Below are 16,307 nucleotides of genomic sequence, written 5' to 3' on the forward strand. Positions count from 1 at the left end.
GCCGTGAGCGTAGAGACGGCTGCACCGGCGGCCGCGGGAGGCGCCATCCCCGCGGCCGCCGTGGTGCGTACGCCTGCCGGGGTGCTGCATCTGCTGCCGCCGGGGGATGCCGCGCCGCGGCTCCCGGTGTTCACCGTGCCGCTGCTGTGCAGCCCCGACCCGGCGGGGGCGCCGGCGGTCCGCCGGTACGGCGGTGAGTGGAACGGGCCGAAGGCGTGCCGGGCCTGCGTGAGGGTGTGGCGCGGTGACCCGGCACCGGTGGAGGCCGAGGCCCTGGAGCTGCCCGGCGCCGAGCCCGTCGAGCCTGCCGAGCGGCGGGTGCCATCGCTGCCGCGCGAGCATCGCGGCCGGCCGCTGGTCTGGTGCGACTGGGAGCCGCAACTGCGGCTGTCGCACTACTCCTCCGAGTGTGAGCACTGTGGGGACCCGGGCCCGGGGAAGATGGCGACCGGGCGGGGCCGGGAGCCGCTGGGCCGGTACGTGGCTTTCTGGTGCTCTGCCTGCGGGCATGCAAGAGCGTACGAGTGCGTCGAATCCTGGGATCTGCAGGTCATCTATGTAGAGCGGGGAACCTCTGGGCGTCGTTGATGGCAGGATCTCCGCCATGGCTCGCATCGTCTTTGCGCTGAACAAGTCGCTCACGGATGAGCAGATCACTGCCGTGTACGACCTTGCCGAGGAGTTCGAGGTCGGGGTCCATCTGTGGGGCAACACGCCCTCGCTCGCGCGTGACTCCTTCACCTGGGCGGTCGAGGGCAGCTTCCTCCAGATCCGCCGGTTCAAGCGGGCTCTGGAGGCAATGCACTGACCGGGCCGCCCGGAGGCTTGCGTAGCCGCGGGGCCGGGCGAGCGTTGACAAGTCTGGAGCCCGGCGCGAGCCGGGTTCTCCTAACAACCTTGTTTGAAGGGAGACATGGTGAGCGGCGAGCTAATGAAGCTGACATTCGCCATCGACGTAAAGCACGTGGCGCGGCTGACGGCAATCAAGAAAAAGCATCGTCGGGGCATGGCGGAATACACGGCCGATTTGGTTGCACGGGGGATGCCCCGGCCTGATGCGCAACTGGAGGCGCGGCGGCTCCGGCCAGAGCGGTGGCCGACGCTCGACACCATCGTGGCGCGCGCGATCGAGCAGCGTTTGGAGGAGGACGACTTGGCCGGCCCGTGGCGGCCGCTGACCCCCGCCGAGGAGGAGGGTGCGACGCTCATGGGCCGCGGGCCGGGCAAGAACTACCCGGGGTTCCTCAAGTACCGGGCCTACGAGCTTCCCTCTGACCTGGTGAAACGACTGCGTACGGCGTCGATCCGCGTCAGTGAGGGACCGCTGGACAAGCTGGATGCTCTGGGGCTGACGTATAACCGGCTCGACCTCAGCCCCGAGGAGAAGGACCAGCGGGAGGAGCTGATCGAGAAGGTGTACTCGGTGCCGCGGATCGCGCGCCAGGCCCTAGAGCGGTACGGGCCGTGGCCCCGCGAGGAGCGACCGCCGTCCGCTCCCCCAGCCGAGGATTTCTAACAACCTTGTTAGAAGAATCATTTAGCGCGACCTCCGAAAGCGGAGTATGCGGCGCAATTTCATTTCACCCTGCCGGGAATTGCGGAGGGTGTTTATGTGCGCTAGAAATGGCGCATTGATTCCCCGACGAGGAGGGCGCATGAGTGCTGTTCGCGATAGAGGCCCGGTGCTGCACTACGGGCCGGACGGGACGCCGGCGGTGTACCGCGCGGGGCGGGCGCCGGAGCGCCTGGTTACGCGCAATCAGCTGCGTGCGGCCGGGCTGAGCGAGGCGGGGCTGAAGCCTGCGGCGTGGCTGCACTACAGCCCGCTGCACGGCATGTGCCCGCTGTACGAGCGGGCGCAGGCACGGCCGATTCGCCCGTTGACGGACCGGCAGCGGGCGGCCCTGGCGGCGGGCCGTCTGGTCCCGCAGGCCCGTCGCGAGGAGGGCTGATGACGCAGATCCGGCTCATGGACTCCGACCCGGGGAAGGCCGAGCGCACCGCGGCCGCCGTGCAGCGGGCGCTGGAGGCCTCGCCTGAAGTGGTTGTCGGGAACGTGGCGATGGTGCCGAACAAGCGCGGACCGGGTGCGCGCTGGTACATGGAGGTTCTGCTGCTGGAGGCTCGCGGCTCGGCGGCCCGCGGCGAGGACCAGGAGGTGACTGTGGAGCGGGACGACGCGCGGCCGCGGTCTTCCCGGCGGGCGCTGCCGCGCGGCGGCCGTACGCTGAGATCGTGACCAGGTAGCCGGGGGTGGGTCTGGAGGTACGTATGCCTGCCCCACTGGCCAGCACCGCTGTGACCTTCGGGCTTGTGAGCATCCCGGTGCAGATCGTGGCTGCCACTGAAGATCACTCAGTTCGGTTCCGGCAGATTCACCGCAGCGATGGTGGGCAGGTCCGAATCCAGAAGAGGTGCGAGGTCTGCGGGCAGGTGCTGCGGCTGGACGAGATCGGCCGCGGCTGGGAGATGCCGGACGGCTCGGTGCTGCCGATCACCGACGAGGACTTGGACTCCATCCCGCTGTCGAGCGTCCACGCCATCGAGATCGTCGCGTTCGTCCCCGCGGCCTCGATCGACCCGGTGAGAGTCGGATCGGCGTACTTCCTCGTGGCTCGCGAGGCCATCTCAGCCAAGCCGTACACGTTGATCAGGCGGGCGCTGGAGAGGAACCGGAAGGTAGCCATCGCGCGGTACGTGCTGCGCGACCGTGAGCGTCTCGGGATGCTCCGCGTCCGCGATGACGTGTTGGTGCTTCAGCGGCTGCTGTGGCCCGACGAGGTTCGCGATCCCGCTGCTGTTGCGCCGCGGGCGCAGGTTGCGATCCTCGAGGACGAGATGGCCGCGGCCATCGAGCTCATCGACGCGCTCACCACCGACGACCTCTCGGGCTACCGCGACCGCTACCGCGATGCTCTGGAGTCACTCATCGACGCCAAGGCCGAAGGCGGCCGGCTGGCCCCGCCCGAGCGCCTCCCGGAGCGGGCAGTGGACTTGATGGCAGCGCTGCAGGCGTCCGTGCGAGAGGCCAGGGAGCGGCGCGGCGAAGTGTCAGGTGAGCCGGAGTGACCGGTGACGGTGGGGGTCCCGGGCCAGCACCCCGACGTGCTCCAGGCGCCGGACCTGGTACCAGGCGGAGCTGCTGCTTCTCAATCCCACCGCGTCGGCGATCTCGCGCATCGTGGGGGCTTCGCCGGTGTCGGCGATGTGTTCCCGGATGGCGCGGAGGATGTGGCGCTGCCGGTCGGTGATGTCTTGCATCTCCTCATGGGCTCACATGTTCGATTTGCGGGGCAAGTTCCCGCACCGGTGATGCCGCCTACCGTCCAAAGCGCGCCCGGCCCGGGCTGCTGCCCGGCTTCTCCGGCACCACTACCTCCGCCCGATGCTCCTCGTACGGGAAGTAGTCCTCCGTCGTGGCCAGTGCCGGGTGCTCGTCGTACACGGCGTTCTCCAGAGCCCTGCGCGCCGCATAGAGCGCGTCGATCGCCACCTGCAACTGCTCCGCCGGAAACGCCCTCGGTCCTCTCCGCGGGTACGCGTTCATCAACGCGGTCTGCTCGTGCATCAACTGGGTCTGTACTCCGGAGAGGACCTGGCCGATGCGCAGGTGCTCGGGGTGCGGGAGACCGCGCTTCGTCATCTCGTGTTCCTCGGTTCGGGGTGGGGCGCAGCGTACCGCTCGCTCAACTGACCGGTGCTTAGTACGGTCCGCCAGCGGTGATGTGTGGCGGCCCCGCGTACGTGCGATTGGCCACGGGGCCGCCGGCCCGCAGTCCTGTCCGAGCGGGCGCACCTGCGACTGTACGGCCAGGCAAGGCCGGGCGCCCGTGGACGGATCTGACTCGAACCAGCCTGCTGGCCCGAGCGCCGGCAGTAGGGTGCCGCCATGAGCGACCAGCCGACACCGCCCCCCGTTGAAAGCACGGACGACCTGCCGCCGTTGAAGCCGGAGGAGATGCCGTCCGAGCTGAAGGACGCGCGGCGCCGGATGAGTCAGCGCGGTCCCGTCGTGGACATGGGCACTGGGGAGACCGTGGCCGAGGCGGGTCGACTCGCCGGGGAGAAGCCGGCCGGCGGCCTCGTGGCGTGCAGTGAGTGCGCACGGGCTGTTGCGCTGGGCTGGTGGGGCAGTATCTCCCGCCACCTCGGTGCCCCGGACGCTCCTGTGTGCGTGCTGTGCAGCGAAGGCGAAGCGACACTCAGCGCCGAGGAGTGGTTCAGCCTCACCGCTCAGCTCGTTGTGCAGCGCACCAGGGACGGGCAGCGGCGCACCTGGCGGGATGATGCGCTGGTGGGGATCGGCGCGGTCAATCCCGAGAGCCTGCGGCGTCCCCCGGGTGACGAGAGCTGAGCGGGACGACGCCCAGACGCAGCGGTGTGGCTGGGGCGCTCGGGCTGGCCGCTGTGCTGCTGGCGGCCGCAGGGTGTGCCGCCCAGGCCGGCGACGAAAGGCCTACGCCCACCGATCTGCCGACGGTGCCTCGCACCGAGCGCTTCACTTTGCGGGTCCCTCAGCACGATCACATGGCGTCGGTCAGCTTCACCACGGTGAACGTGACGATGACGTGCCAGACCTCGGGCCTCGCGGTGACCCTGGAGTCGCAGGAGTCGCGCAATGACCTGTTGCTGACGGTGAACATGGACCCCGTCAAGGCCACCAACGCGGTCCGGGACTGGGAACAGGTGCATGCCGATGTGCGCGCGGATGTGCCATGGCGCCGCGTTGCCGCGCCATGGACGTGCGTGAACGGGCTGGATCACGTCCTCACCGTCGAGGTCATGACGGCGAGGCAGCGCGAGCAGTACGGCCTCGACGAATGACGGGGCTCAGTCGACCTGGGCGAGCCAGGGCTTGCAGCCCGAGGTCTTGAAGAAGTCGCCCTCCTTGAGCTCCACGATGGCGCTGCCGGTCGTGTAGTCGTTGGCGAGGATGCTGCTGTTGCTGCCGCTGGCGTCGCTCATGCGCGCCCAGTAGCAGCCGCCGGCGCTGTCGGGGCCTTTGGTCTTGTAGGTGCCGGGGGCGAGGTATTCGTCATCGAGGGCCTCGGTCATGTCCTCGTAGTCCGGCGTGTTCTCGGTGACCTCGTAGGTGCCGGGCTGGATGCCGAGGGTTTCGCCCATGGCCGCGTGGCAGCCAGCCCCACGACGATGAGTTCGGCACTTCATGGACGAGTTGGAGGCCGATACTGTATCGCTGCGCGATACACAAGCGGGCGGCCCCGCTCCGCGGGGCCGCCCGCTTCCGCTCCGCGGAAGCGGACACGGCTCGCTCCGCTCCCCGAACCCGAGGATGGCTCGCTCCGCTCACCAACCACCCGCAGCACTCCACACCACGCAAGCGAAGCCCAGCACTCCACACCACCCAAACCACCACGCCCGCGCTCCGCGCGGGCGTACACAACGCTCCGCTGTGACAAACCGTCAAAGCCTTACTCCATACAGGCCATGACAGAACACCAGACCATCAGGCCGGCCACCCCCACTCCCATGCGCCGCTACCAGAACAGCAATGACAGGCCATCAAAAGCCTCATGTCGAAAGTCCGCACCCACACGCCGTAGAAGAAGGATGCATCAAAACAAAAAGCAGATAAGAACTGGACCACCCTGCCCCATCTACCTTCGACTCGAGTGCTCCACACCACCAAACACACCAACTGCAGGCAATCAGCCGGTCTCTCGACGGTGCACCACCATCGGCACACGAATGGGGTACGCCATGGAAGCGACTGCCTCCGCCGGCGGCTTACTGCCCGGGACAGAGCGAAACTTCCAACGCGGCAGGATGGTAGCCAGAAAGATGGTCGCTTCGAGCCAGGCGAACTTGTCGCCGATGCACTTCCGGCTACCCGCGCCAAAGGGAACGACGTGATGCCGAGGACGCACCGCCATGTGCTCCGGTAGCCAGCGATCAGGGTCGAAGCGGTCGGGATCCGGGTACAGCTCCGGGTCCCGATGCATCGCATAGGGACTGAAAAGAACCTCAGTTCCCACAGGAATTCCGTAGCCACCGATGACGACGGGCTCCACTGAGCGTCGCATGAGCGTCGTCACACCGTGAAGCCGGATCACTTCGTCCAGGACGCGTGTGATGGCGGGCAGGCTCCGTACATCAGCGAAGGTGACAGGTCGGGAACCGACAGTCTTGCTGATCTCCGTGAGGATTTCTTCTTCGACATCGGGACGTTGGCCGATGTGGTACATGGCCCAAGCGAGTGTGGAGGCGGTGGTCTCACTGCCGGCGAAGAGCATGGTGGCGAGCTCGTCTCGAACTTCTTCGTCGGTCATGCCGACTCCCGTGTCGTCCCGTGCTGACAGCAACAGGGACAGCAAGTCGGAACGGCTTTCGGGGTTGGAGGTGCGGGTGGTGGCGATGACCTCCTCGATCACGGCGCGCATACGGGTTACGGAGCGGTCGAACGACCGCCAGATCGGCAAGCCGTCCAGAGCTTTGGGGGCGAGGGCCCGGTGGAGCATGGTGCGGAGGATGATCGGGAGGTCTTCCCGGACCGACTCGACCGCAGGCCGACCGATGTCGGCGCTGAAAATGGTCGCGGCAAGGGTCTCGATGGTGAAGCTTCCCGCGGCTTGGGCGGCATCAATCGACTGGCCGTCGTGCCAGGAATCCGCGAGCATCCGCGAGCGGTCGGCCATGACGCTTGCGTAGCCCTCAAGGCGCTCTTTGTAGAACATCGGCTGGATGAGGCGCCGGTTGCGGATATGTGTCGCGCCTTCGCTGTTCCCGATTCCGTTGCCGACCAGTGGCCTCAGGCGGTCGAAGAGCCGACCTTTCCTGAAGGACTTGCCCTTCTTGACCAGGATCTCGGTGATCGCGTCGGGGGTGGTGACCACGACCACCGGCATGGTGCCGATGTCGAGGCGGAGCACGGGCCCTTCGCCGTGGAGGGCTCTGAGGACTCCCAGTGGGTTGAGCAGCAGGCGCGGGACATGCCCGAGTCCGGGAACACGGCCCTTCGCGCGCGGTATGGAGTCCAGTGACACGGTGAAGTCCTCTCGCAAGACACCTTCACGCCGGTCCCCAGCAGCGACGGCATGTCAGGTGGCGTGCACACGCCGTCAGCCGGGCCAGCCGGAGTGATCCCGTCCGGCGCATACTATGCGTGCTTGATCGTTTTCCAACAGGGGCACCGGGCAATCTCAAGTTCCGTTCCAGGTCTGGTATCTCCCCGGGTTCGACCCAGCGCGGTGGGCGGAGAGGTTCCTGGGGGCGATGGCCGAGGGGGTGCCGGAAGCGACTGTGTGCGGCAGAGAGGGGCGGTCTCGGCTGCCAACGGGCTCCACGGCGGCCGACACCGCCCTGGGGCGCAGCGGGGGCCTCAGAGCCGCTCCTCGGGCGGTTGGGCGGCGCGCCGGGGCTCGTCTACTGGTGCTTCCCTCTCATCGGGCGGATCGCTGCTTGAGAGACCGTCTGCCAGACGCTGAACGGTTCTGTCGCCCGCCTGCCGAGTCCAGGTCGTGGTCACTGCTGAGGGGCGCCAGGGGATGCCGGAGCCTTGAAGCTCGCAAGGCTGGTGCCGGACGGCAGGGATCCACCCGTGGCTCTGCCGGTGTTCGACACGATGCATCGAGTGGTTGACTGCACAACTGTCGTACCTTGAAGAGACTCTGACGGCCAGTCGGGCGTTTCGGCGTGGAAGATATGCTGCCCCTGCGCTGCCGATCTTGCTCGATGGACCGGCGGTACGGGACTGCTACCCGCGGTCCGCAGCGACGTTCATGAGCGCCCCCGGTCGGCCTTCGTGACAGGGGTGCTCTCACATCACCGGAGGCCCCGTGAACACCCCACACCCGATACCCGTCGACGGGCTCGTGCCGCCGCCGGGGTGCCCCGCCCACGGCATGGCCCAGAGCGGGCTTGTGCGGCTCCCGGAGATCACGGATCCGGCCAGGACGTACGAGGGGCTTCGCCGGCAGTACGGTCCGGTCGCCCCGGTTCTGTTGCACGGGGACATCCCGGCATGGATGGTTCTCGGCTACCGGGAGAACCTCGAGGTCATGCGCACGCCCAAGCTGTTCAGCCGGGACTCACGGCGCTGGAACGCCTTCATCGAGAACCGGGTGCCCGCGGAATCCCCCCTGATGCCGATGGTGGGCTGGCAGCCGCTGTGCGTCTTCGCCGACGGTGCGGAGCATGCCCGACTGCGCGGCGCGATCGTGGACGGCCTCTCCCAGTTCAACCGTCGCGGCATGCGCAAGTACGTCACTCACTACACCCGGCAGCTCGTCGCCGGCTTCGCGGCGGACGGCACGGCGGACCTTGTGCGCAACTACGCCGAGCCGCTCCCCATGTTGGTCGTGAGCCGCCTTCTCGGCATGACTCCGGACAAGGGCCCCCTTCTGGTCGAGCCGACGCTGGACCTCGTGCGCGGAAGCGAGACGGCGGCGGCCAGCAACGCCGTCGTCACCCAGGTGCTCCAGGAGCTGGTCGCCTACAAGAGGACGGCACCCGGCGACGACCTGGCATCGCGGCTCATCCTCCATTCATCGCGGCTGACCGATACCGAGGTCATCGAGCATCTCCGCCTGACCCTGGTGGCGGCACACCAGGGCACTGTCAACCTGATCGCCCACACGCTGCGCCTGATCCTGACCGACCGCCGATTCCGGGGGAACCTGTCCGGCGGGCACATGACACTGCCCGACGCACTTGAGCAGGTCATGTGGGACAACCCCAGCATCGCCACCATTCCCGGCCGGTGGGCGACGTCCGACACGACCATCGGTGGTCAGCACGTCAGGAAGGGCGATCTGCTGATGCTGTGCATCGCGGCGGCCAACGTGGATCCCGAGCAGCGCCCCGACCTGGGCGTGCCGATGCACGGAAACCGCTCGCATCTCGCTCTGAGCGCAGGTCCCCATGAGTGCCCCGGCGGCGACATCGGCCGCGCCATCGCCGACACGGGTATCGACGAGCTCACGTCGATCCTGCCGGACATGGCCCTGGCCGTCCCGGAGACCGAGATCGGCATCACCTCCAACTGGCTCACCACCCGGCCGGATGCCCTGCCGGTCCGGTTCACCCCGCCGCGCTCGCTGGGAGACCTGCACCCGGTGAACGGTGCCCCTCCTGCGGCCCAGCCGCTGCCGGCCGCTGCCGCGCAGGGACCGCTGCCCGCTCGGCCTCCTGGGGCGGTGGCTGCCCGGCGGCGGTCGTGGTGGCGGTCGCTGCTGTCCCGGTGACACCGGCGGCCCGGTCGGCCGGGAGGGAGCCGGGGACGGGCTCGATGGCCTTTCCGGGCTCGGACACCGGCCCGCAAGCCTGACGGGAAGCCCTGAGGGCGCTCGCGGGCAGCGTGCACCGGGCAGCGAAGTCAGGGAGCCCGGAGGAGGCGGTCCTCGGGTGGTGGGTGCGGTCGCCGTTTCCGAGTCAGAGTCGCTTGGATCGCTTGGATCGCTTGAGTCGCTGCCCGGGGGGTGGGGCAGCGACTGAGGATCAGCTACTCAGTCGCGCTTGAGTCGCTGGGGTGAGTTGATGGGAAAGTGCAGGTCAGGTGGAGTCAGTTGGATGGGGAGCGACTGAAGCGACTAAAGGGGGGGATATATGAGCCGTTCCTGTGCGCGCGTGTGCGTCATATATAGGAGGCTTGAGTCGCTTCAGTCGCTGTTTGCTGCTCTGCGGTTGCGTGACCTGCAGGTTACGTCTGAGATGGGGCGCAGCGACTGTACTGACTGAGTCGCTGCCCGAAGTTCTGAGTCGCTGGGACGGGTTCGGCCGTCGGGCCATCGACACGATCGAGGGTTCTCCCCCCGTGCTGCGCGCCCCCGGAGCACCTGTTCGCTAAGGTGTGTCCGTCGTTGAGTCGCTTCGGTCGCTGATAGGGGGAGCAAATGCCTGCTGAGCTGGGGTTTTCGCTCAGCGACTCACGGCAGCCCGCCTCAGCTGCTCCGGGCGCTGGTTCGACGCTGACCGCGGCGCAGTGGTGCGCTCGTCGTGGCTGGCCGGTGCATCCCCTCGCTCCCGGCCGCAAGACCCCTGCCGCGAACTGTGACGACTGCCGACGACCCGGCCACTCCGCCGCGGGCTGTCCGTGCCTGGCCGCCGGCCGCTGGTGCCACGGCTTCCACGCGGCCACCCTCGACCAGCGACGTATCAGCCGGTGGTGGGCGGCGAACCCGCTGTTCGGAGTCGGCGTCGCCTGCGGCCCCGCGGGGCTGGTCGTCATCGACATCGACGCTCATCCTGCCGAGCCACCAGGCCGGGACCGCATTCTCCCCGGTATTCCCATCTCCGAGAGCGTGGACCTCACGGGTCTCTCCACCGGGTTCCACACCATCGCCGTCCTGGCGGCCCTGAGGGGAGTTCCCAGCCCGGCGGACGACGAGGGCACACTGCGTGTCAGGACCCCCTCCGGTGGGCTTCATGTCTGGTACAGAGCCGGCGACAACCGGCGCTGGCAGTGTTCCAGCGGATCCAGCCGGGGCCGCGCCCTCGCCTGGCAGGTCGACGTCCGGGCTCACGGGGGCTACATCGTGGCACCGGGCACGACGACCAGCGCGGGAACGTACCTGCCCGTCGGCGAAGTCCGCCAGCCGGCAGTGCTTCCCACCTGGCTTGCGCAGGAGCTCGAGCGCACGGGGCACATCCCCGGGCCCCACATTCCCGCCCCGCGCTCGGTGCCGCCCCGGGCCCAGCAAGCCGTCCTGGCGGCAGGCGGCGGCCGGGGTACGGGCACCCAGGTGCTCGCCGCCGTCCTGGCCCCCGTTCAGGCGTGTGGCCAGGTCGCCGAGGGAGCGGGTTTCACGGACGCCCTCAACCGGGCCGCCTATACGCTCGGCGGGCTCGTCGCAGCGGGCCGTCTGGTGCAGGAGGATGCCGAACGCGCCCTGGTCGAGACCGCGCACGCGGCGCGTCCGGGTCAGGAGCGCCGTGCCGAGCAGATCATCCGCAGTGGTATGGCCGCCGGCCTCAAGCGCCCCTTGCATCCAGGGAGCTGCCGATGACCTCTCCCGGCAACGACGATGTCCTGTTCGACTTCGATCCCGCCGCCGTTGCTGCCCAGATCCGTACTCAGGGAACACTTCCCGTCCCGGCTCAGGGTGGTGCGACGTCCGTGGCCGGCGGAGGGGCCACCCAGTACGGTCTGCTGCCCGACACCCTGACGGACCGCGGGAACGCGAAGCTGTTCGTCAAGCTGTACGCCAACGACTACCGCCATGTCCCCGGCATCGGGTGGTACCGGTGGGACACCACTCGATGGCAGATGGACGAGGACGACACCGTCGTATGGGCGGCCGGCGACCTCGCGGAGAACATCGCAGGCAGCGACCCGCGAGGGTTGTTCACCACGCAGGCCCTGCAGCAGCACCGCCGGCGGGCCCTGTCCACCGCCGGTGTGAACGCGATGCTCACCCAGGCCAAGGCTGCCCCCGGCATGGTGCTCAACGCCGCCCTGCTGGACGCCGATCCGTACGCCCTGTGCACCCCGGAAGGCATCGTCGACCTCCGCACGGGCCTGGTGAAGGCCCCTGACCCGAACAAGGACTTCCACTCGCGCTCCACCACCGTGGGCCCTCAGCAAGGGCCCACGCCCCGCTGGGACCGATTCCTCACCGACACCTTCGGGGACGACACCGAGGGCAGGGAGATGATCGGCTTCCTGCAGCTGCTCCTGGGCTACTCGGTCACCGGAGACGTCGGCGGTCAGGTCCTGCCCTTCCTGTTCGGCGCGGGCAAGAACGGCAAGAGCGTGCTGCTCGACGTGCTGATGAAGCTGCTCGGAGACTACGCGGACGCGGCCCCGCCCGGTTTCCTCATGGCCCGCCCCTACGAGGGCCATCCGACGGACCTGGCCGAACTCCACGGCCGACGGGTGATCGTCTGCTCGGAGGTCAAGCACGGCGACAAGTTCGACGAGGCGCGGGTCAAGCTCCTCACCGGCGGCGACCGCATCAAGGCCCGCCGTATGAGGCAGGACTTCTTCAGTTTCCAGCCCACCCACAAGCTGTGGCTGCTCGGCAACCACCGGCCCGAGGTGGGCACCGGGGGCTTCGCCTTCTGGCGCCGCATGCGGTTGATCCCGTTCGAGCGAGTCGTCTCCGACGACCGCAAGATCGACAACCTGGCGGACATCCTCGTCACGGAGGAAGGGCCCGGCATCCTGGGCTGGCTCATCGACGGGGCCCGCCGCTACGTCGGCGGGGAGAAGGACCTGACGGGCCCCGAGCGGGTGCGTATCGCGACGACCGCCTATGCGGAGACCGAGGACCACACGGGCCGCTTCTTCGAAGAGTGCTGTGTCATCGGCAGCGAGCTGCGAGCAGAACAGACCGGCCTGTACGCCGCGTACAGGACATGGTGCCAGAACGAAGGAGCACCCATCATGTCCTCACGGGCGTTCGCCGCTCGCGCACGGGAACTGGTCGGGCTCGCCTCCCCCAAGGAAATGATCCTGTCGAACCAGCGCAAGTACTACCCCGGCATCGGAGTGCTCACTGACGAGGAGAGGCAAGCCAGCGCATGAGCTCCCTGATCACCGAGGACGAGATTCGGGACGAATCCGAGATCATTTGGCTCGAGGACGTCACCCGGCTCGACTACGTCCGACAAAGCCTCGATCGGCTCCCCACCCGCACCGGCAAGCCCCCGTACCACCGCGACGGCCGCATGGTGGGATACGCACTTCTCGGCCCGAGAGCCAAGGCCTCACGCTCCTCCGGGACCTTCCGGCGGCGGGTGTTCTGGCTTCTCCCGCACGACCGGGACGCCGCTCCCGAGGGGCTCTACGCCATGGGGGCCCCCGCGGAGGCAGTCGACCCCCGGACCATCGCCGCCCGCACCAAGGGCTACAAGACCGAGCGCTCCGAAGGCGGGCCGCCGTCGACGGCGATGCGGGAGCTGGGGATAACGCTGCCCCAGTGACGGTGCGGTGGCACGTGGACGTGCCGGCCGGGCGGCCTCGCCACCGGGGTAAGGACGCGGTGGGCGCTGCGGTGCGTTCCGGCGGGTGGCGGGCTACGACCAGCGCATGCCGAGGGCGGTCAGCTGCTCCACTCGCTGCGGGGACAGCGCGTCGGCGCGCGAGCGCTGGTTGCTGATCCAGGTCCCGAGTCTGACCGGGCGCTCCTCCCGGGAGCCGTCGTCGCCCGCGGGGAGGATGACGGTCTCGACGTGCTTGCGGGGGACCTGGAGGTGTCCCTCGCGCTCGTAGTACTGGGTGGCGGCGGCGAGGTTGAGGTTCCACCGGTCCGTGTGCGTGGTGCGCGGCGCCGGCTGCTCGACGGCGTCGTCCGCGGGCTCGATGCCGAGGACCGTCCGCAGCATCCACTGCCGGCCGCTGCCGAGCCCGTCCCAGCGTTGGCGCTGTGCGCGTACCCACCGTCCGAGGTCCTCGCCGTGGCGGGTGAGGGTACCCGGCTCGGTGGGGAGGGTGCCGCCCTCCTGGAGGTGCCGGCGGGCGAGGTGAAACGCGCGCTGCCAGTCGACGGACCAGGCCGGGCACCACGAGGGGTCGATCTCCTCCAGCATGTCCCGGCGTTCCCGGGAGAGCGCGCCGTGTTCGTGCGCGACGGGCAGGCCCTCGGCACGGCGCTGCTCGATCCGGTCGGCCCTGCGGGCGGCGGCCCGGGCGTTCTTGAGGAAGATGCCCACCCTGTAGCCCTGGTGGGTGGCGTCGGCCGGGGCCAGCAGGTGGTGGCCGTGCTCGGCGGCCCATCCCCGGGCTGCGGCGAGGCCTTCCTCCCAGGCGACGTCGACGTGCGACCAGACCATGCCGAGCCGGTCCAGCTGGTCCACGCGGTCGTCGTCGAGCCGGCCGGCGGCGTACGCGCGGCGGATGTCGGCGATCCACTGCCCCAGCGGGAACCCGGCCGGTGAACCGGGCGACACCACCCGCTCCCGGGTCCCGCCCTCGGGCGTGGGTGCCGTGCCGTGGCTCTCGGGGACGCGGTAGGTGAACGGCACCCGAAGGTCCTGGTGGTCGCGGAGGTAGCGGACGGCGGCCTCGATGCCGCGCTTCCAGTGGGCGTCCTCTGGGTCGATGACACGGAGTCGGATGAAGGCCGCCAGCAGGGCGGGGTCGCGCGGGGTGGAGAATCTGAGCAGTTCCCGTGCCGGGCCGGAGACCCCGGCCGCCTCCCCGGTACCGGCCGACGGGCCTGCGGGGCCCTGCGGGGCCGGCCTGTAGGGGCTCGGGGCCTGGGGCTGGGCGAGTTGCTCGACCACACGGGCGTCGTGCGCCCTGAGCGCTTCCAGGAGCTTGGCCAGCCCGCCGTAGGCCTTCGAGGTGAGCATGTTCTCGGGCGTCTCCCCCGGGCCGAGGAGCACCGGGACGACGAGCGTGGCGACCTTGCCCTCGCCGGGCCGCATGCGCAGCGCGCGGCCGACGGCCTGGACCAGGTCGGGCATGGAGCCGCGGACGTCGCAGAAGTACACGCTGTCGCAGGTGCGGGTGTCGACGCCTTCCCCGAGGACCTTCACCGAGCTGAGGAAGGACGCGTCGACGGGGGTGCCGTCGGCGGTGGTGCCGTCGGCGAACTCCGCCAGCAGGCGGCGGCGGTGGAGCGGTGGGTGGTCGCCGCACAGCCAGTCGGCACGGATGGTGGCCGGGTAGCGGCCGGGGCCGGCGCGACGGAGCCGTCGCGCGACGTCCGGCAGGCCCGCGGCGAACGCCTCCGCCTCCTTCACCTGGTGATGGAAGACCAGGGTGCGGCGCAGGCGCTGCTCGGCCGCGGTCTTCATCAGAGCGGTCTGCAGGGCCATCAGCCGGGCGCCGCGTACCGGGGCCGAGCGGCCGTCGGCGCCGAGGAGTACCGCGGCCTGGAAGCCGGGGTCGGACACGTCCACGCAGACGACCCGGTACGGGGCGCAGACTCCCCGCTCGATCGCCTCCGAGAGCGTCAGGGTGAAGCAGCGGCTGCCGAACGGGCCGTCGGGGTCGTCCTCCATGCCGGCGACGAGCTCGACCGGGGCGCCCTGTCCCTCTTCGAGCTGCCAGAGCCGCGGGGTGGCCGTCATGTAGAGGCGGCGCGCGGCGGGGATCCTGCGGTTGTCGTGGACGACGGCCCAGGGCTTGCCGATCAGGCCGGAGGTACGGTGTGCCTCGTCGACCACGATCAGGTCCCAGGCGGGCATGCCGGCGGCGTGCGCGCGCTCCAGTGTGCCGAGCCCGAGTGAGGCGTAGGTCGCGAACACCGTCGCCTTGTCCAGGTGCCGGGTCCACTCGGCCAGTTCGTCCGGGTCCGTCGTGTTGGGGAAGGCCGCCTCCGCGGCGCGCAGGGAGGACACCCCGATCCGCGGCCCTCGGCGGCCGCCCGCACGCCATGCGGCGGCCGTCTGGGCGAGCAGGTCGAGGGACGGCACGAGCACCAGGACCCGGCCGGCGCGGAGTTCCTCGGCGCTGCGGGTGGCGACCAGGGTCTTTCCCGAGCCCGTGGCCATGATGACCTGGGTGCGCAGCCCGCGCTCGGGCACCGCCGTGCCGGGGCGTACCTCCAGGGCGCGGAGGACCGCGTCCACCGCCTCGCGTTGGTGCGGGTCCATGGGCTTCGTCATGTGCACAGCTTTCGGTGTCGTGGCGCGACGCGGCGGTCGGGGTGACCGGGCGTCTCATCCGGCGGCTGATCGCCCGGCCCGGTGGTGCTGCGGGCTTGACGGTGCGGGGCCGGTGCCCGGCCCGGCGGAGCGGCGACCGGGCCGTGGCGTCGGGGTCGCCCGGTCGGGGCCCGCGGTCTCGTCCGGGTGGAGGGCGTCGAGGATGAGGGTGAGGCCGAAGGCGAACTCGTCGGCGTAGTCGTAGCCGGGCTTGAGGGCGTGTTCGGTGGCGAGCTCGGTGAGGTGGGGGTAGGCGCCGGCGGGCGCGTCGCGCAGGATGGCGCCGGCGACCTCCTCCAATTGCGCCGAGCTGCTGAACGGCAGGCTCAGCTCCTGGATGACGAAGCCGTACAGGTAGCTGTCGATGAGCGAGAAGGCGTGCGCGGCCATCGGGACGGAGAATCCTGCGGCGCGCAACGCGCCGATGAGGGCGTCGTGGTGGCGCAGGGTCGCCGGGCCGGGCTGGGAGCGGGAATCCATCAGGCCGATGGCCCAGGGATGGCGCTGGAGGACGGTGCGGGCGGAGAACGCCCGCCGGCGCATGGCGCTCTTCCAGTCCGTGTCGCGCGGCGGCAGGTCGATCTCGCCGAAGACCGCGTCGACCATGCCGTCGAGGATCTCCTCCCGGCCGGCGACGTGGTGATAGAGCGACATGGCCTCGACGCCCAGCGGTTCGGCAATGGCCCGCATGGTGAGCGCGGCAGCGCCCTTCTCGTCCGCCACCGCCATCGCCGTACGGATCACTCGCTCGCGGC

The 16,307-nt window shown here is 69.7% G+C and carries 17 protein-coding genes and 1 pseudogene; 12 read left to right on the forward strand and 6 right to left on the reverse strand.

Annotated features, from left to right (window positions below; genetic code table 11):
* Nucleotides 1–3 precede the first annotated feature (3 nt).
* From DDW44_RS30930 to ku, 6 genes are all read left to right on the forward strand, one after another.
* Nucleotides 4–588 carry a hypothetical protein gene (locus tag DDW44_RS30930; protein ID WP_146207078.1) on the forward strand — a complete coding sequence of 195 codons (585 nt, stop codon included), beginning with the start codon at nucleotides 4–6 and terminating at the stop codon, nucleotides 586–588.
* A gap of 16 nt (nucleotides 589–604) precedes the next feature.
* Nucleotides 605–808 carry a hypothetical protein gene (locus DDW44_RS30935; protein WP_108908599.1) on the forward strand — a complete coding sequence of 68 codons (204 nt, stop codon included), beginning with the start codon at nucleotides 605–607 and terminating at the stop codon, nucleotides 806–808.
* 105 nt (nucleotides 809–913) lie between these two features.
* Nucleotides 914–1,516 (forward strand): hypothetical protein, encoded by a 603-nt coding sequence (locus DDW44_RS30940; protein ID WP_108908600.1) that lies wholly within the window; start codon nucleotides 914–916, stop codon nucleotides 1,514–1,516.
* Between the two features lie 139 nt (nucleotides 1,517–1,655).
* Complete coding sequence (locus DDW44_RS30945; RefSeq protein ID WP_146207079.1) at nucleotides 1,656–1,952, forward strand: hypothetical protein; 297 nt, start codon at nucleotides 1,656–1,658, stop codon at nucleotides 1,950–1,952.
* Nucleotides 1,952–2,239, forward strand: a complete 288-nt coding sequence (locus DDW44_RS30950; protein ID WP_108908602.1) for a hypothetical protein — start codon at nucleotides 1,952–1,954, stop codon at nucleotides 2,237–2,239. Before DDW44_RS30945 ends, DDW44_RS30950 begins: the two co-directional genes overlap by 1 nt.
* A gap of 32 nt (nucleotides 2,240–2,271) precedes the next feature.
* Nucleotides 2,272–3,069 (forward strand): non-homologous end joining protein Ku, encoded by a 798-nt coding sequence (gene ku / locus DDW44_RS30955; RefSeq protein WP_108908603.1) that lies wholly within the window; start codon nucleotides 2,272–2,274, stop codon nucleotides 3,067–3,069.
* Here the strand turns inward: ku and DDW44_RS30960 are convergent.
* Both DDW44_RS30960 and DDW44_RS30965 read right to left on the reverse strand, forming a co-directional pair.
* Complete coding sequence (locus tag DDW44_RS30960; RefSeq protein WP_108908604.1) at nucleotides 3,052–3,261, reverse strand: LexA family protein; 210 nt, start codon at nucleotides 3,259–3,261, stop codon at nucleotides 3,052–3,054. The genes ku and DDW44_RS30960 overlap by 18 nt on opposite strands.
* A 58-nt stretch (nucleotides 3,262–3,319) precedes the next feature.
* A complete protein-coding gene (locus DDW44_RS30965) occupies nucleotides 3,320–3,643 on the reverse strand; it encodes a hypothetical protein (protein WP_108908605.1) in 324 nt (107 codons plus the stop codon).
* A gap of 246 nt (nucleotides 3,644–3,889) precedes the next feature.
* Here DDW44_RS30965 and DDW44_RS30970 point away from each other — a divergent pair, with 246 nt between their 5' ends.
* Complete coding sequence (locus tag DDW44_RS30970; RefSeq protein WP_108908606.1) at nucleotides 3,890–4,354, forward strand: hypothetical protein; 465 nt, start codon at nucleotides 3,890–3,892, stop codon at nucleotides 4,352–4,354.
* Nucleotides 4,355–4,380: 26 nt separating this feature from the next.
* Nucleotides 4,381–4,824, forward strand: coding sequence for a hypothetical protein (locus DDW44_RS30975; protein ID WP_108908607.1), 444 nt, complete (start codon nucleotides 4,381–4,383; stop codon nucleotides 4,822–4,824).
* Between the two features lie 6 nt (nucleotides 4,825–4,830).
* Here the strand turns inward: DDW44_RS30975 and DDW44_RS30980 are convergent, their stop codons facing one another.
* Nucleotides 4,831–5,124, reverse strand: coding sequence for an Rv1352/Rv1906c domain-containing protein (locus DDW44_RS30980; protein ID WP_108908608.1), 294 nt, complete (start codon nucleotides 5,122–5,124; stop codon nucleotides 4,831–4,833).
* Nucleotides 5,125–5,669: 545 nt separating this feature from the next.
* Entirely contained in the window at nucleotides 5,670–7,004 is a 1,335-nt protein-coding gene (locus DDW44_RS30985; protein WP_279634824.1) for a cytochrome P450, read from the reverse strand.
* A 792-nt stretch (nucleotides 7,005–7,796) separates the two neighbouring features.
* On the opposite strand from DDW44_RS30985, the gene DDW44_RS30990 reads away from it, so the two are divergent.
* The 4 genes from DDW44_RS30990 to DDW44_RS31005 all read left to right on the forward strand — a co-directional run bounded on the left by DDW44_RS30990 (nucleotide 7,797) and on the right by DDW44_RS31005 (nucleotide 12,882).
* On the forward strand, nucleotides 7,797–9,203 hold the full coding sequence (locus DDW44_RS30990) for a cytochrome P450 (protein WP_108908609.1): 1,407 nt from the start codon (nucleotides 7,797–7,799) through the stop codon (nucleotides 9,201–9,203).
* Nucleotides 9,204–9,965: 762 nt separating this feature from the next.
* A complete protein-coding gene (locus DDW44_RS30995; protein WP_037757517.1) occupies nucleotides 9,966–10,964 on the forward strand; it encodes a bifunctional DNA primase/polymerase in 999 nt (332 codons plus the stop codon).
* Nucleotides 10,961–12,484, forward strand: a complete 1,524-nt coding sequence (locus DDW44_RS31000; RefSeq protein WP_051437302.1) for a DNA primase family protein — start codon at nucleotides 10,961–10,963, stop codon at nucleotides 12,482–12,484. The genes DDW44_RS30995 and DDW44_RS31000 overlap by 4 nt, the downstream gene beginning before the upstream one ends.
* The gene (locus DDW44_RS31005) at nucleotides 12,481–12,882 is read left to right on the forward strand and encodes a DUF6009 family protein (RefSeq protein WP_017950222.1); all 402 of its coding nucleotides are present in this window, start codon (nucleotides 12,481–12,483) and stop codon (nucleotides 12,880–12,882) included. The genes DDW44_RS31000 and DDW44_RS31005 overlap by 4 nt, the downstream gene beginning before the upstream one ends.
* Nucleotides 12,883–12,975: 93 nt before the next feature.
* Here the strand turns inward: DDW44_RS31005 and DDW44_RS31010 are convergent, their stop codons facing one another.
* Together DDW44_RS31010 and DDW44_RS31015 are read right to left on the reverse strand one after the other, a co-directional pair.
* Nucleotides 12,976–15,513, reverse strand: coding sequence for a DEAD/DEAH box helicase (locus DDW44_RS31010; protein ID WP_108908610.1), 2,538 nt, complete (start codon nucleotides 15,511–15,513; stop codon nucleotides 12,976–12,978).
* Between the two features lie 177 nt (nucleotides 15,514–15,690).
* A pseudogene (locus DDW44_RS31015) lies at nucleotides 15,691–16,281 on the reverse strand (TetR/AcrR family transcriptional regulator C-terminal domain-containing protein); the annotation flags it as partial.
* Nucleotides 16,282–16,307 lie beyond the last annotated feature (26 nt).

The organism is Streptomyces tirandamycinicus (genome assembly GCF_003097515.1).
GTDB lineage: Bacteria > Actinomycetota > Actinomycetes > Streptomycetales > Streptomycetaceae > Streptomyces > Streptomyces tirandamycinicus.

Coding starts and splice junctions, on each gene's coding strand:
- DDW44_RS30935 (WP_108908599.1), top strand. CDS start 605: ATGGCTCGCATCGTCTTTGCGCTGAACAAGTCGCTCACGGATGAGCAG.
- DDW44_RS30940 (WP_108908600.1), top strand. CDS start 914: ATGGTGAGCGGCGAGCTAATGAAGCTGACATTCGCCATCGACGTAAAG.
- DDW44_RS30945 (WP_146207079.1), top strand. CDS start 1,656: ATGAGTGCTGTTCGCGATAGAGGCCCGGTGCTGCACTACGGGCCGGAC.
- DDW44_RS30950 (WP_108908602.1), top strand. CDS start 1,952: ATGACGCAGATCCGGCTCATGGACTCCGACCCGGGGAAGGCCGAGCGC.
- ku (WP_108908603.1), top strand. CDS start 2,272: ATGCCTGCCCCACTGGCCAGCACCGCTGTGACCTTCGGGCTTGTGAGC.
- DDW44_RS30960 (WP_108908604.1), bottom strand. CDS start 3,261: ATGCAAGACATCACCGACCGGCAGCGCCACATCCTCCGCGCCATCCGG.
- DDW44_RS30965 (WP_108908605.1), bottom strand. CDS start 3,643: ATGACGAAGCGCGGTCTCCCGCACCCCGAGCACCTGCGCATCGGCCAG.
- DDW44_RS30970 (WP_108908606.1), top strand. CDS start 3,890: ATGAGCGACCAGCCGACACCGCCCCCCGTTGAAAGCACGGACGACCTG.
- DDW44_RS30980 (WP_108908608.1), bottom strand. CDS start 5,124: ATGGGCGAAACCCTCGGCATCCAGCCCGGCACCTACGAGGTCACCGAG.
- DDW44_RS31000 (WP_051437302.1), top strand. CDS start 10,961: ATGACCTCTCCCGGCAACGACGATGTCCTGTTCGACTTCGATCCCGCC.
- DDW44_RS31005 (WP_017950222.1), top strand. CDS start 12,481: ATGAGCTCCCTGATCACCGAGGACGAGATTCGGGACGAATCCGAGATC.
- DDW44_RS31010 (WP_108908610.1), bottom strand. CDS start 15,513: ATGACGAAGCCCATGGACCCGCACCAACGCGAGGCGGTGGACGCGGTC.